This is a genomic window from Microbispora sp. CSR-4 (assembly GCF_008033685.1).
Lineage (GTDB): Bacteria > Actinomycetota > Actinomycetes > Streptosporangiales > Streptosporangiaceae > Microbispora.
This window is the reverse complement of sequence record NZ_VJVX01000013.1, coordinates 48,691-64,716: the sequence shown is the minus strand read 5'-3', so window position 1 is coordinate 64,716 and position 16,026 is coordinate 48,691. Positions and strand designations below refer to the sequence as shown.

Below are 16,026 nucleotides of genomic sequence, written 5' to 3'. Positions count from 1 at the left end.
TCCATGGCGAATGAAGACAAGCTGCGCGACTACCTCCGGCGGACCACGGCCGACCTGCTGCGCGCCCGCGCGGAGCTGGAACGGCTCGAACAGGCCGAGCACGAGCCGCTGGCGATCGTCGCGATGGCCTGCCGCTACCCCGGCGGCGTGCGGACGCCCGAGGACCTGTGGCGGCTGGTCGAGTCGGGCACCGACGCGATCACCCCCTTCCCGGGGGACCGGGGGTGGCCCCTCGACGAGCTGTTCGACCCCGACCCGGACCGGGAGGGCACGAGCTACGCCTCCGAGGGCGGGTTCCTGCACGACGCGGCGGGCTTCGACGCGGAGCTGTTCGGCATCAGCCCGCACGAGGCCCTGGCCGTCGACCCCCAGCAGCGGCTGCTCCTCCAGGCCACCTGGGAGGTCTTCGAACGGGCCGGGCTCGACCCGCGCGGGCTGTCGGGCGAGCGGATCGGGGTGTTCGTCGGGGTCATGTACTCCGACTACGGCTCCCGCCACGTGCGCGCTCCCGAGGGATTCGAGGGGTTCATCGGCACCGGCAGCGCGGGGAGCGTCGCCTCCGGCCGCATCGCCTACGCCTTCGGCCTGCAGGGACCGGCGGTCACCCTGGACACGGCGTGCTCGTCGTCGCTGGTCGCCCTCCACTACGCCGCGCAGGCGGTCCGCCGCGGCGACTGCGATCTGGCCGTGGCAGGAGGCGCGACCGTCATGGCGACCCCCGCCACCTTCGTCGAGTTCAGCCGCCAGCGCGGGCTGGCCCCCGACGGCCGGTGCAAGGCGTACGCCGCGGCGGCCGACGGCACCGGCTGGGCCGAGGGCGTCGGACTGGTGCTCGTGGAGCGGCTGTCGGAGGCCCGGCGCAGGGGCCATCCGGTCGTCGCGGTCCTGCGCGGCAGCGCGGTCAACTCCGACGGCGCGAGCAGCCGCCTGTCCGCACCCAACGGTGCGGCGCAGCAGCGGGTCATCCGGGCCGCGCTCGCCGACGCCGGTCTCGGGCCGGAGGACGTGGACGCGGTCGAGGGGCACGGCACCGGCACCGGCCTCGGCGACCCCATCGAGGCGAACGCGCTCATGGAGGTGTACGGCAAGGCCCACCCGGCCGGTGATCCGGTCTGGCTGGGCTCGCTCAAGTCCAACATCGGGCACACCCAGGCGGCCGCGGGCGTCGGCGGCGTCATCAAAATGGCGCTGGCCATGCGGCACGGCGTGCTCCCCGCGAGCCTGCACATCGACGAGCCCACCCCGCACGTCGACTGGGCCGCCGGTGGTCTCGCCCTGCTCACCGCCGCGCGTCCCTGGCCCGATCGGGACCGCCCCCACCGGGCCGCGGTGTCCTCCTTCGGCATCAGCGGCACCAACGCCCACGTGATCGTCGAACAGCCCCCGGCCGAGACCGGGGCGCTCTCCCCGCCGGGGGAGCCGGGCGCGCGGGAAGCCGGCGAGGGTGAGGCCGGTGCGGGGGACGCCCTCCCCGCGGTGGCCCCGTCCACGGAGGAGGCCGCGTCCGGCGCGGCGCCGGACGCGGCCGATGCGGTGCGGCCGGTGGTCCGGCCGGTGGTATGGACGGTGTCGGGGCACACCGAGGCGGCCCTGCGCGCCCAGCTCGGCCGGTTGCGGCGGTGGGCCCGGGACCACCCGGAAGCCGCCCCGGCGGACGTCGCCCGCACGCTGCGTACGGCGCGGGCCGACCTCGCGCACCGCGCGGTCGTGGTGGGGACGGACCTGCGCGCGCTGACGGGAGGGCTCGCCGCGCTGGAGGAGGGCCTGCCGTCCCCTCGTGCCGTGGCGGGGGAGGCGCAGGGCGTGGCGCGGCCCGTGTTCGTCTTCCCCGGCCAGGGGTCCCAGTGGGCCGGGATGGCCCGTGAGCTGTTCGCCGCCTCCGAGCCGTTCCGGGAGGAGTTGCTGCGGTGCGCCGCCGCACTCGCCCCGCACGTCGACTGGGATCTCGTCGAGGTGGTGACCTCGCCGGAGGGCGGCGCGGCCGGCCTCCTGAACAGGGTCGACGTGGTGCAGCCCGCCCTGTTCGCGGTGATGGCGTCGCTGACCGCCGCGTGGCGCTCCCTCGGCGTCGAACCGGCCGCGGTGGTGGGCCACTCCCAGGGCGAGATCGCGGCGGCGTACGCGGCCGGCGTCCTGGACCTGGCCGACGCCGCGGCCCTGGTCGCCCGGCGAAGCCGCGCCATCGCGGACATCGCGGGCGGCGGCGCGATGGCGTGGGTCGAGCTGCCCGCCGCCGAGGTCCGCGGCCGTTTCGCCGGTCTCGGCGGCGTCGTGGTCGCGGCCCTGAACGGGCCCGCCGCCACCGTCGTGTCGGGCGAGGCGGGCGCGGTGCGGGAGCTCGTCGCCCGATGCGAGGCCGAGGGCGTGCGGGCCCGGCTCGTGCCCGTGGACTACGCGTCCCATTCGCCCGCCGTGGAGCCGTTGCGCGAGACGCTGCTCGCCCGCCTGTCCGGGATCCGCCCCAGGTCCGGCGGGACGCCCTTCTACTCGACGGTGGTGGCCGGCGAGCTGGACGGGGCCGCGCTCGACTCCGCGTACTGGTACGCCAACCTGCGCGAGCCGGTGCGGCTCAGCGAGACCGTGGCCGCCCTTATCGCCGCGGGCCACCGATGCTTCCTGGAGGTCAGCCCGCATCCGGTGCTGGCGGCGCCGCTGCGGGACACGGCCGAGGAGGCCGGTGCCGAGGCGGACGTCGTGGCCACGCTGCGCCGCGACGACGGAGGGCTCGACCGGCTGCTCACCTCGGCCGGATCGCTGTTCGCGGCCGGCGTGCCGGTGGAGTGGGGGCCGTTCGCGGCCGGGCGGGTGCTCGACCTTCCCACGTACGCCTTCCAGGAGCGGCGCTACTGGCTGGACGCGGTGACCGCCGGGCCGTCCGGCCTCCCCCCGACCGGCCACCCCGTGCTCGGTGTGGCCGTCGAGGACGCCGAGGGGCAGCGGGTGCTGTTCGCGGGCGCGTTGCCGGCCGGTGGGTGGGCGCGGCAACACCGGCTGGGGGAGCGACCGCTGCTCCCCGGGAGCGCGCTGGTCGAACTCGCGCTGGCGGCGGGTGATCGGGTCGGCCTGCCCGTCGTGGAAGACGTCACGCTCGTCGCCCCGGTGGAGACGGCGGGTCCGGTGCAGGTGCAGGTCCAGGTTCAGGTCCAGGGCGCGGTGCAGGCCGAGGGCGCGGTGCAGGCCGAGGGCACGGTCCAGGTCCAGGGCACGGTCCAGGTCCAGGGCACGGTGCAGGCCGAGGACGCGGTGCAGGTGGAGGACGCATTGCAGGGGCGGACCGAGGTGGAGAACGCGGCCGGCGGCGCGACCTTCACGGTCCACGCAAGGACGGGCGAGGGCGACGCCGCGGGCGCCTGGCGGCTGCACGCCTCCGGCTCCCTGAGCCCCGCGAGTCCCCCCGGCGGTGCGGGAGCCGAACGGCCACCCGAGGGCGTGCGGCCGGGCGGTTCTCCCGGGGAGTGGCCGCCCGGGGGCGCGGAGCGGATCGACGTGGCGGCCGGCTACGACCGGCTGGCCGAGGCGGGGGCGCACTACGGCCCCGCCCTGCGCGCCGTACGCGCCGCCTGGCGACGGGACGGTGAGCTGTTCGCCGAGCTGGCGGCATCCGGGCCGCCGGCGCCGCCCCGGGAGGAGGGTTTCGCGCTGCATCCCGCCGTGCTGGACGGCGTCGTGCAGGCCGCGTTCCTCGACCGCGTGACGCGGGACGACGGCCCGTCCGAGGTAGTCGTGCCCTTCGCCTGGAGCGGGGTGCGGGCGCACGCCCCGGCCGGCGGCCCCCTGCGGGCGCGGCTGGGCAGGACCGGCCCGGACACCTTCACCGTGCTTCTCACCGACCACGACGGCAGGACCGTGCTGACGGCCGACGAGGTACGTGTACGTGCCGCATCGGCGCAGGCCGGCCACGAGGCGTCCCCGGCCGTGTCCCCGGGGCTGCGGCTGACGCCCCTCGAGAGGCGGGCGGCCGCGAACGACGTCTCCGCGGAGACGCCCGCCGGGGCGTACACCGCCCTGGACGGCCGGAGCGCGCGGGAGCGGGACGATCGCCTGCTCGACCTGGTGGCCCGGGCGGTCGCCGGGATCCTCGGCTACGACTCGGCAGGGGAGGTGCGTCCCGACCGGCCCTTCCGCGACCTGGGGATCGACTCCCTGACCGGCGTGCGACTCCGCGACCACCTCGGCCGCGCCCTCGGCCTGCGCCTGCCGAGCACGCTCGTGTTCGACCATCCCACTCCGCGCGCACTGGCCCGCCATCTGGGCGAGTCCCTGGCCGGAGCCGTCACCGCCGCGGCTCCGGCGGTCCCGGCGCGGCACGATGGCGCGGCGGCGGAGGAGCCCGTCGTGATCGTGTCCATGGCCTGCCGCTACCCCGGCGGCGTGACCACCCCCGAAGAACTCTGGGATCTGCTGGAGGCGGGCGGCGACGCCATCGGGCCGTTCCCCGCCGACCGCGGCTGGGACCTCGCGGCGCTGTTCGACGACGACCCCGACACCCCGGGCACGTCCTACGCCCGCTACGGCGGCTTCATCCACGACGCCGCCGACTTCGACGCCGGCTTCTTCGAGATGAACCCCCGGGAGGCGCGGGCGGCCGACCCGCAGCAGCGGCTGCTGCTCGAGACGTCATGGGAGGCGTTCCAGCGGGCCGGCATCGACCCGTTCCGCCTGCGCGGCTCGCGCACCGGCGTATACGTCGGCCTCATCTACACCGAGTATGGCGCGCGGGCCCAGGACGACCCCCGCGAGCACGGCGGCTACCTCGGCACCGGCAGCGCCGGAAGTGTGGCGTCCGGCCGGATCGCCTACACCTACGGCCTGGAAGGCCCCGCGATCACGGTCGACACCGCGTGTTCGTCCTCCCTCGTCGCTCTTCACCTCGCCGTACGGGCGCTGCGGGCCGGGGAGTGCGACCTCGCCCTGGTCGGCGGCGCGACGCTCATGGCCACACCGGCGACGTTCGTGGAGTTCAGCCGCCAGCGCGGGCTGTCGCCCGACGGCCGGTGCCGGGCGTTCGCGGACGCGGCGGACGGGACGGGCTTCAGCGAGGGCGTCGGCCTGCTGCTCGTGGAGCGGCTGTCGGACGCACGGCGCAACGGCCACCCGGTGCTCGCCGTCGTGAAGGGGACGGCCGTGAACCAGGACGGCGCGAGCAACGGGCTCACCGCTCCCAACGGCCCCGCCCAGGAGCGGGTGATCGAGGAGGCGCTGCGCGCCGCCGGGCTGACTCCGGCCGACGTGGACGCGGTCGAGGCCCACGGCACCGGCACCACGCTCGGCGATCCGGTCGAGGCGCGGGCCCTGCTGCGCACGTACGGCGCGGCCAGAGGCGACCGCCCGCCGTTGTGGCTGGGGTCGCTCAAGTCGAACATCGGCCACACCCAGGCGGCGGCCGGGGTCGGCGGCCTCATCAAGATGATCCTCGCGCTGGAGCACCAGACGCTGCCGCGCACGCTGCACGTCGACGGCCCGTCGCGCCACGTGGACTGGGACGCGGGCGGGCTGGAACTGCTCACCGAGGCCGTGCCCTGGCCCGCCGGAGACCGCCCCCGGCGCTTCGGCGTCTCGGCCTTCGGGATGAGCGGCACCAACGCGCACGTCATCGTCGAGGAGCCGCCCGCCGCGGACGCCTCACCCGGCGCCCGGCCGGAGCCGGCGCCCGCCGCCGCGGTCCCGCTGGTCCTGTCGGCCAAGTCGCCGGGCGCCCTGCGCGGCGAGGCGCGCAAACTGGCCGGATATCTGGAGCGGCACCCCGGAGTCCCGCTGGCCGACGTCGCGGCGGAGCTGGTGCGCACCAGGGCCGAGTTCGGGCACCGGGCGGTCGTCGTGGCCTCGGACATCGGGGAGGCGATCGAGGGGCTCGCCGCCGTCGCCGACGCGGCGCCCGTCGCGACCGCCGTCACCGGCTACGCCAGGCAGCCCCGGCGGCCCGTCTTCCTCTATCCCGGGCAGGGCGCGCAGTGGGACGGCATGGCCCGGGCGCTGATCGAGGAGTCGCCCGCCTTCGCCGCCCGGATCGCCGAATGCGCCGCCGCCCTGGACCCGGTCACCGGGTGGTCGCTGCGTGAGGCACTGCTCGACGGCGCCGACCTGGGAAGGGCCGACGTCGTCCAGCCCGTCCTGTGGGCCACGATGACCGGCCTGACCGCGGTCTGGGAGTCCTTCGGCGTACGTCCCGCCGCGGTCGTCGGTCACTCCCAGGGCGAGATCGCCGCCGCGCTCGCGGCCGGGGCCCTGTCGCTGGAGGAGTCGGCGGCGGTGGTGGCGCTGCGCAGCCGCGCGCTCCGGGCACTGTCCGGCGGGGGCGCGATGCTGTCGGTCGCCGCTCCCGCGGACGTGGTCGCCGAGGCCATCGAGGCGACCGAGGGCGAGGCGGCCGGGATCGCGGTGGCCGCCGTCAACGGGCCCGCCTCCACCGTCGTCGCGGGGACCGCGGGAACGGTGGACAGGCTGCGGCGCGAACTGCGGGAGCGAGGCGTGCGCGTCCGGCTCGTCGACGTGGACTACGCCTCCCACTCTCCCCAGGTGGAGCCGCTGGAGGCGGAGCTGCTCGAGGTGCTGCCCGAGCCCGCGCCGCCGGCGTACACGGCCGACGTCTTCTCGACGGTGACGGGGCAGAGGGTCGACCCCGCCGGGGACACCGATTTCGGGCGGCCCGCGTACTGGTACCGCAACCTGCGCAGCCCGGTGCTGCTCCAACCGGCCGTGGAGGCGGCCGTCGCGGCCGGGCACGAGGTGTTCATCGAGGTGAGCCCCCACCCGGTCATCGGCATGGGCGTTCAGGAGATCCTCGACGCGCACCCCGAGGTCCGCTCGCCCGCCGTCGTCGGCACCCTGCGGCGGGAGGACGGCGGCCTGCGCCGCGTGCTCGTCTCGGTGGCCGAGGCCTGGGTGAACGGCGTGCCGGTCGACTGGGGAGCCCACCTGCTCGCCGGGCCGTCAGGCCGCGCGCCGCGGCCGATCCCCACCCTGCCCACCTATGCCTTCGACCGGCGCCGCCACTGGCTGGACGCGCCGGCCAGGACCGCCGCCGTGCCGGGGGCCCGCCGGGTCGCCCACCCGCTGCTGGACGCCGTGCTGCGGCCGGCGGGCGAGGATCGCGTGCTGCTGCTCGGCCGTCTCGGGCTCGGCGACCACCCCTGGCTGGCCGATCACGCCGTGGAGGGCACGGTGCTGGTGCCCGGCGCGGTGCTCGCGGAGCTGGCCGCCTTCGCGGGACAGACGGTGGGCACGCCGCGCGTCGACGAGCTGACCCTGACCCGGCCGCTCGTGCTGGAGCCGTCCGGCGCGACGGAGATCCAGGTGACGGTGGGCCCGGCCGATCCCGACGGGCGGCGCGAGGTCGGCGTGCACGCCCGGCCCGCCTCCGGCCCCGACCCCGAGGGCGATCCACTCGGCGCGCCGTGGACCACCCACGCCGACGGCGTCCTTACCCCCGCCGTGCCCGCCCCCGCCGTGCCCGCCCCCGCCGTGCCCGCGGGTCCGGACGCGGGCTCCCTCGCGGGGGCATGGCCGCCGGCCGGGAGCGTCCCCCTGCCCGTCGACCGGCTGTACGAGGATCTGGCGGCGAAGGGCTACCGCTACGGCCCGGCCTTCCGAGGCCTTCGGGCGGCGTGGCGGTCCGGAGAGGACGTCTTCGCCGAGGTGTCCCTGGAGGCCCCCGCGGGCTTCCGTCTCGCCCCCACCGTGCTCGACGCCGCGCTGCACGCCCTCGCCCCCGCCCGTCTGTTCCCCGACGACGGCGCCGTACGCCTGCCCTTCACGTGGCGGGGGTTCACCCCGCACGGCCCGGCTCCCGGGACCGTCCGCGTACGCCTGCGCCGGGCGGGCGACGACGCGGTGGCCGTCGAACTGACCGCCGCGGACGGCACGCCGGTGGCGTCGGCCGACGCGGTGACGTTCCGCGTGGCCGATCCGGCCGACCTCGCCGCGGCCTCCGGCGACTCGCTGTACGAGCTCGTCTGGGAGCCGGTGCCCCCCGGCTCCGGCGTCCCGCGCGAGCACGCCTGGGTGCTCGGGGCCGCGGACGCGGACTTCTCCGGCGTGGACGCGGCGCTCGCGGCCCTGGACGCCGGGGCGCCCGCCCCCGGGGTGCTGGTGATCACCGCGCCCGTCGCCGCGCCTGTCGCCGTGTCGGACGGCGACGTGCCCGGGGCGGTCAGGACGGCCCTGCTGGAGGTGCTCGGCACGCTGCGGCGCGGCCTCGCCGACGCCAGGCTCGCCGGGACGCTGTTCGTCGTACGCACCCGGGACGCGGTCGCCGCCGCCCCCGGCGACCCGGTGGGTGCGCTCGACGGCGCCGCCGTCTGGGGCCTCGTCCGCAGCGCGCAGAGCGAGGAGCCGGGCCGGATCGCCCTCGTGGACGACGGCGGCGCTCCGCTCTCCGCGGTGCTCGACGCCGTCGCCACCGGGGAGCCGCAGACGGCGCTCAGGGACGGCCGCCCGCTGGCGCCCCGGCTGACCCCCCGCCGCCCCGACCTCATGCGGCCGCGCGGCGGCTGGCGGCTGGAGGCGGGGGAGGGCGGTGTCGCCGACGACCTCGCGTGCCGGCCCGTGGAGGACCGGCCGCTCGGGCCCGGCGAGGTGCGGGTGGCCGTGCGGGCCGCGGGCCTCAACTTCCGCGACGCCATGCTGGTCCTCGGCATGTACCCCGGCTCGGCCGACCTCGGCACCGAGGGAGCGGGCGTCGTGCTGGAGGTGGGCGACGACGTCACCGGCCTCGCACCGGGAGACCGCGTGATGGGGCTCGTCGCCGGCGGCATCGGGCCGCGGGCCGTCACCGACCACCGCCTGCTCACCCCGATCCCGGCCGGGCTCACGTTCGCGCAGGCGGCGACCGTGCCCGCGGTGTTCCTCACGGCCTGCTACGCGCTGCGCGACCTCGCCGCCGCACGGCCCGGTGAGCGGCTGCTGGTGCACTCGGCGGCGGGCGGCGTGGGCGGTGCGGCCATCCAGCTCGCCCGTCACTGGGGGCTCACGGTGTTCGGCACCGCCAGCCCCGCCAAGTGGCCCTACCTGGAACGGGCGGGGCTGCCACCGGAGCGCGTCGCGAACTCGCGCGACCTGTCCTTCGCCGAGACCGTCCGCGCCGCGACCGGCGGCCGGGGCGTGGACATCGTGCTCAACTCGCTGGCCCGCGAGTTCGTGGACCACTCGCTGGGGCTGCTCGCGCCCGGCGGCCGTTTCGTCGAAATGGGCAAGACCGACATACGCGACCCCGGTGAGATCCGCGACCGCCACGGCGTCCTCTATCGGGCCTTCGACCTGGCCGAGGCCGGGCCGGACCGGATCGCCGCCATGCTCGCCGACATCGCCGGGCTCTTCGCCGAGGGCGTCCTCGCTCCGCTCCCGGTGACGGCCTGGGAGGCCGGCCGGGCGCCCGAGGCCGTACGGCACCTCGGCCTCGCCCGCCACGTCGGCAAGGTGGCGCTGCGGATCCCCCGCCCGCTCGACCCCGAGGGCACGGTCCTCGTCACGGGCGGCACGGGCGGCGTGGGACGGCTGGTCGCCGCGCACCTGGCCCGGCGGCACGGCGTACGGAACCTGCTGCTGGTGAGCAGGCGGGGGGAGCGGGCGCCCGGGGGCGAGGACCTGCGCGCCGAGCTGGACGGGCTCGGGGCGCGGCTGACGGTCGCCGCCGCCGACGTCGCGGACCGCGCGGCGATGGCCCGCGTGCTCGGCGAGGTGCCCGCGGAGCGGCCGCTGACGGCCGTGGTGCACGCGGCCGGCGTTCTCGACGACGCCACACTGGCCGGGCTCGACGCCGGACGGCTCGACGCCGTGCTCAGGCCGAAGGCCGACGGCGCCTGGCACCTCCACGAGCTGACGCGGGACCTCGACCTCGCCGCGTTCGTGCTGTTCTCCAGCGCGGCCGGGATCGCCGGCAGCGCGGGACAGGCGGCCTACGCGGCGGCCAACGTCTTCCTCGACGCACTGGCCGCCCTGCGGGCCCGCGAGGGGCTCCCGGCGACCTCCGTCGCCTGGGGCCTGTGGCGGTCCGGCAGCGCCATGACGGGAGGGCTCTCGGCGGCCGACCGGGCCAGGATGACCCGCTCCGGCCTGCTGCCGATGACGCCGGAGCACGCCCTGGCACTGCTCGACGCGGCGCTGGACGCGGCCGCCCCGGCGCTGACCGCCGTACGGCTCGACCCCGCGAGGCTGGCGGCCGCACCGGACCTCGCCGCGCCCCTGCGCGGGCTCGCCCGAGCGGACGCACCCCGGGCGGACGCTCCGGCGGGGACGGCCCCCGACCTGCCGGGCCTGCTCGCCGCGGCGGAGCCCGCCCGGCGGCGCGCGCTGGTGAACGAGACGGTGCTGCGGTACGTCGAGGCCGTGCTCGGCCGGGCGCCCGAGGACGACGCCGGCGAGCCGCGCAGCTTCCGGGAGCTCGGGTTCGACTCGCTGACCGCCGTCGAGCTGCGCAACCGGCTCGGCAAGGCGACCGGCCTGCGGCTGCCGGCCACCGTGGTCTTCGACCATCCGACCCCGGACGCCCTGGCGGAGTACCTGCCCGGCCGCCTGGCCCCGGACGCCCCCGGTGGTCCGGACGGCCAGGAGCCGCCGGTCCCGGCGCTCACCGCTCCTCCCGCTCCCGCGACCGGCGCGGAGGTCCCGGCGACCGCGGAGGAGCTGTTCCGGTTCATCGACTCCGAGTTCCGATCCGAGGGACGGCGGCATGTCTGACGAGAAGCGACTGGTGGAGTACCTCCAGTGGACGACCGCCGAGCTCGCGCGGGTCAAGCGGGAGCTGGCGGTCCTGACCGAGCCCGAGCCGGTGGCCGTGGTGGCGATGGCCTGCCGGTTTCCCGGCGGCGTCCGCTCGCCGGAGGACCTGTGGCGGGTGGTCGCCGAGGGCGCCGACGCGGTGGGAGAGCCGCCGGACGACCGCGGCTGGGATCCGGCGCTGCGCGAGCACGCGAAGGCCGGGGGGTTCCTCGACGACGCCGCGGGTTTCGACGCCGCCTTCTTCGGGATCGCGCCGCGCGAGGCCGCCGCGATGGATCCCCAGCACCGCCAGCTCCTGGAGGTGTCGTGGGAGGCCATGGAGCGGGCCGGCATCGTGCCCGCCTCGCTGCGCGGCAGCCGGACCGGCGTGTTCACCGGGGTGATCTACCAGGACTACGCCCCGCCCCTGGACGGCGTGCCGCCCGAGGCCGAGGGCTACCTGATGACCGGAAACGCCACCAGCATGGCCTCGGGCCGCCTGGCCTACACCTTCGGGTTCGAGGGGCCCGCCCTCACGGTGGACACGGCGTGCTCGTCGTCGCTCGTGGCGATCCATCTGGCCGTACGGTCGCTGCGGGCGTCCGAGTGCGACCTGGCGCTCGCCGGAGGGGCGACGGTCATGGCCACGCCCCGGGTGTTCGCCGAGTTCGCCCTGCAGGGCGGGCTCGCCGGGGACGGCCGGTGCAAGGCGTTCTCCCGGTCGGCCGACGGCACCGGATTCGGCGAGGGCGCGGGGATACTGGTGCTGGAACGTCTCTCCGACGCCCTGCGCGCGGGTCACCCGGTCCTCGCCGTCATCCGCGGCTCGGCGGTCAACTCCGACGGGGCGAGCAACGGCATCACCGCGCCGAGCGGCCCCGCCCAGCGGAAGGTGATCGAGGCGGCCCTGCGGGCGGCGGGACTGTCCCCGGCGGACGTGGACGCCGTCGAGGCGCACGGCACCGGGACGGCCCTCGGCGATCCCATCGAGGCGGGCGCCCTCATCGAGGCGTACGGCAGGGCCCCGGGGCGGCGGGAGCCCCTGTGGGTCGGCTCGGTGAAGTCGAACCTGGGGCACACGCAGGCCGCCGCCGGGGTGGCCGGGGTCGTCAAGATGGTCCAGGCGTTGCGGCACGAGACGCTTCCGGCGACCCTGCACGCGGACGAGCCGTCCGAGCTGGTCGACTGGGACGAGGGCGGGGTGGCCCCGCTGACCCGGCCCCGGCCCTGGCCCAGGACCGGCCGGCCCCGGCGGGCGGGTGTCTCCTCCTTCGGCATCAGCGGGACCAACGCCCATGTCATCGTCGAGGAGCCCCCGGCCCCCCAGCCGGACGGAGGGGCCGGCGCGGGGCGGGGCGGGGAGATCGGGGCGCCGGCTCCCGGACCCGGCGGGCAGCCGTCGGCGGAGCCGGACGGAAATCCGGTGGCGATCCCCTGGGTGCTGTCGGGCCGGTCACCCGAGGCGGTGCGCGCCCAGGCCGCACGCCTGCGCGACCTCCTGCGCGCCGCGAGCACGCCCGGGGAGCCCGCGGACGGGGCGGGGAAGGGCTCCGAAGCGACGGGGGAGCGCTCGGGTGTCGCGGGCATGCGCGCCGGCGGGCCCGGAGCGGGGGCCGACATCGCGGCGGTGGCGCGGACGCTGATCCGCGCCCGCTCGTCGTTCCGCCATCGGGCGGTGGCGATCGGCGCCGACGCCGCCGAGCTGTCCCGGGAGCTGGACGCGCTGGCCGCGCCCGCCGCGCCGGTCGGCACCGCCGGGCCCGCCCCCTCGGTGGCCTTCGTGTTCTCCGGGCAGGGCACCCAGCGTCCCGGCATGGGCCGGGAGCTGCACCGGCGGTTCCCCGCGGACGCCGCGGCGTTCGACGCCGCCTGCGCCGCACTGGACCGCGCCCGCCCGCTGCGCGGCGCGGACGGCCCGGGCGTGGCCGACGTGGTGTTCGCCCCCGAGGGGTCGCCGGCGGCCGCGCTGCTGCGGCGCACCGAGTTCGCCCAGCCGGCGTTGTTCGCCACCCAGCTCGCCATGTTCCGGCTGGCCGGAGAGCTGGGCCTGGCCGGCGGCGCGCTGCTCGGCCACTCGATCGGGGAGCTCACGGCCGCGCACGCCGCGGGGGCCCTCTCGCTCGACGACGCGGCGGCCCTGGTCGTCGCCCGCGCCCTGGTCATGCAGGCGGCCCCCGAGGGCGGCGCGATGGTGTCACTGCGCGCGCCGGAGCCGGAGGTCGCCGCCTCGCTGAAGGAGGTGGACGGCCTGGTCGCGGTGGCCGCGGTCAACGGCCCCCGCTCGACGGTGATCTCCGGGGACGCCGCCGCCGTGCGGAAGCTGGCGGCCGCGTGGCGGGCGCGGGGGGTGCGGACCAAGCTCCTCGCGGTGAGCCACGCGTTCCACTCGCCGCACATGGACCCGGCGCTGCGCGGCCTGGCGGAGGCCGCCCGCGCCCTGACCGTACGGGAGCCCGCCGCCGTGCTGGTCTCCACCCGCACCGGGAGGGTCGCGACGCGCGAGGAACTGGCCGCGCCGGACCACTGGGCCGCCCAGGCGCGCGAGCCGGTCCGCTTCCACGACGGCGTGCGGGCGCTGCGCGCCCTCGGCGTGGACACCTTCGTGGAGATCGGCCCCGACGCCACGACGGCCGGCATGGTCGCCGACTGCCTCGCGGGGGAGAGCGGCGAGGTCGCCGCGATCCCGCTGGTGCGCGACCCGTCGGACGAGGCCCGCTCGGTGCTGCGCGCGCTCGCCCAGGCGTACGCGCGGGGCGTCGCGGTCGCCTGGGCGAAGGTGATCGGCGAGGGCCCGGGCGCCGATCCGGCCGCCGTCCCGACCTACCCCTTCCGTCACGAGCGGCACTGGATCACTCCCTCGTACGGGGTCCGGAGCGGCTCGCCGCGCGAGCGGGAGCTGTGGCGCGCCGTGGACGACCTCGACGCCGAGCGGTTCGCGACCGTCGTCGGCGGCGTGGCCGCGCCTCCCGACGCCGTAGGGGAGGTCGTGGCGGCGCTGCGGCGCTGGCGGTCCGGCGTGAGCGGGCAGGGGTCCGGCGAGAACCAGTCCGGCGAGATTCCGGCGGCGGCGTCGTCCCCGCTCGACGGGGTGCCCGCCGAGGAGCGGCACGCCGTGCTGCTGGCCATGGTCCTCGCGGCCGTGGACGGCGCCCTCGGGCATGCCGCGGGGGCGGTCGGCCCGCACGACGACCTCACCCAGGCGGGCATCACGTCCTTCGGCGCGCTGGAGATCGCCGGGCGGATCTCCCGCGAGACCGGCGTGAACGTCCCGCCCGGTCTGGTGCTCGACCACCGCACGGCCCACGAGCTGGCGGCCCGCCTGGACGAGCTGCTCGCCTCCCAGGCCGGCGACGACCCGCGTTCACGATCCGAGCACGACGCCATGGAGCTCCGATGACCATCGACACCGCCGCCGCGCTCGCGCGGCTGCGCGGGCTGCACCGGGACGGGGCGCTCGCCGAGCGCTTCGACGAGGTGGGCCCGCTCCTCGCCGCGATGTCCGCCGAGGACGCCGCCCGGGCGGCGCGGTTGCTCGCCCGCGCCGATCTGGACACCGCCCGTGAGCTCCACCCGAGCCTGCCGGCCGTGCGGGTGACCGTCACCGGGCACGGCACGCTGGAGGCGCTGCGCGTCGCGCTCGTCGGGGAGCTGGCCCGGCACGGATACGTGCCGTCCGTCCGGCTCACCGGCTTCGGCTCGTACGTCTTCGAGCTGGGCGACCCCGGCAGCGAGCTGTACGCGGAACGGCCCGATCTCGTGGTCTGCGTGCTCGATCATGCGACCGTGTTCGACGAGGTGAGCGTGCCGTTCACGGCCGAGGACGTGGAGCGCGTGCTCGCCGGGAAGATCGCCCTGTGGCGGGGGCTGGCCGCCCGGTACGGCGAGAGCGGTTCGGGGACGCTCGTGCTCAACACGGTGCCGCTGCCCCGCCTGTGGCAGGCGCGGCTGCTCGACCACAGGTCGCGGGCCCGGCTGGGCGCGGCCTGGCGCCGGGCCAACGCCGAGCTGCTGGAGCTCGGCGCGTCCGCCGACCGGGTGGTCGTCGTGGACGTCGACCCGCTGCTGTCGTCCGCGACCGAGCTGAGCGACCCCCGCTTCGAGATCTACGCGGGGGCGCACCTGTCCGACGCACTGCTCGGCGCGTACGCGCGGGAGCTGGGCCACCTCGTCAGGGCGAGGACCGGACGGGCCAAGAAGGTGCTCGCCCTCGACCTGGACGGCACGCTGTGGGGCGGGATCCTCGGCGACGACGGCGTGGAGGGCATCGAGGTCGGGCACGGCCCGCGCGGCGAGGCGTTCCGCCGTTTCCAGGGCGTGGCCAAACAGCTCGCCTCCCAGGGCGTGCTGCTCGCCGTGGTCAGCAAGAACGACCGGGACACGGTGCTCGCCGCCCTGCGCGACCACCCCGGCATGCTGCTGCGCGAGGACGACTTCGTGCGGATCCTGGCCGACTGGAGTCCGAAGCCGGTGCACCTGCGCGCGCTGGCGGAGGGCCTGAACCTCGGCGGCGACAGCGTCGTGTTCGCCGACGACAGCGTCCACGAGTGCGCCGCGGTCGCGGCCGGGGTCCCGGAGACCGTCGTGGTCCATCTGGGCGGCGATCCGGCGCTGCACGCGACGACGCTGCTCGCCGACGGGTGGTTCACCACGACCGAGGTCACCGCGGAGGACCGGGCGCGGACCCGTCGCTACCACGAGGAGGCGGCGCGGTCGGAGTTCCTCGCCGCCGCCGGCTCGGCCGAGGAGTTCCTGGCCGGCCTGGACGTGTCCGTACGGCTGGCTCCCGCGGAGCCGGGGGAGACCGCCCGGCTCTCCCAGATCACGCTGCGGACCAACCAGTTCAACCTCACCACGGAGCGCCTGTCGCCGGAAGAGGTCCGGGAGCGGGCGGAACGGCCCGGCTGCCGGGTGCTGGCGATCTCGGCGGCGGACCGCTTCGGGAGCAACGGCCTGGTCGGCGCGCTCTTCCTGCGGGCCCGGCCGGACGGCCTGGTCGTCGACAACTTCCTGCTGAGCTGCCGGGTCTTCGCCCGCGGCATCGAGCAGGCGGTGCTGTCGGCGGTGCTCCACGCGGCCCGGGATGCCGGCTTCGCCGCGGTTCACGGCCGCTACCAGCCGACCGCCAAGAACGGCAAGGTCCGCGATCTCTACCCGCACTACGGCTTCACCCCGGTGGAGGAGGGCTCGCGGTTCGTCCACGACCTCGTCGAGATCGTCGGCGTGCCCGCCCATCTGACGCTGCACGTGGAGGGCCGGGTGGTCCCGGAGGCGTCTCCGGAGGCGTTGACAATCTGAGGCTACCTCAGGTTAACTGTGCCGCGGCATAAGGTG

At 77.0% G+C, this 16,026-nt stretch carries 3 protein-coding genes; all 3 read left to right on the top strand.

All coding sequences use genetic code 11. The features are described 5' to 3' along the window. Positions 1 to 3: 3 nt before the first annotated feature. From FLV34_RS42370 to FLV34_RS12835, 3 genes are read left to right on the top strand one after another with little or no spacing between them, the layout of a single operon-like run. Positions 4 to 10,674, top strand: coding sequence for a type I polyketide synthase (locus tag FLV34_RS42370; protein WP_147943184.1), 10,671 nt, complete (start codon positions 4 to 6; stop codon positions 10,672 to 10,674). Beyond that, entirely contained in the window at positions 10,667 to 14,092 is a 3,426-nt protein-coding gene (locus FLV34_RS43255; protein WP_147943183.1) for a type I polyketide synthase, read from the top strand. The genes FLV34_RS42370 and FLV34_RS43255 overlap by 8 nt, the downstream gene beginning before the upstream one ends. Beyond that, entirely contained in the window at positions 14,089 to 15,990 is a 1,902-nt protein-coding gene (locus tag FLV34_RS12835) for an HAD family hydrolase (RefSeq protein WP_205830217.1), read from the top strand. The genes FLV34_RS43255 and FLV34_RS12835 overlap by 4 nt, the downstream gene beginning before the upstream one ends. Positions 15,991 to 16,026 lie beyond the last annotated feature (36 nt).

Bases quoted from the DNA above. Each gene is read 5' to 3' on its own strand.
- FLV34_RS42370 (WP_147943184.1), top strand. From the start codon at position 4: ATGGCGAATGAAGACAAGCTGCGCGACTACCTCCGGCGGACCACGGCC.
- FLV34_RS43255 (WP_147943183.1), top strand. From the start codon at position 10,667: ATGTCTGACGAGAAGCGACTGGTGGAGTACCTCCAGTGGACGACCGCC.
- FLV34_RS12835 (WP_205830217.1), top strand. From the start codon at position 14,089: ATGACCATCGACACCGCCGCCGCGCTCGCGCGGCTGCGCGGGCTGCAC.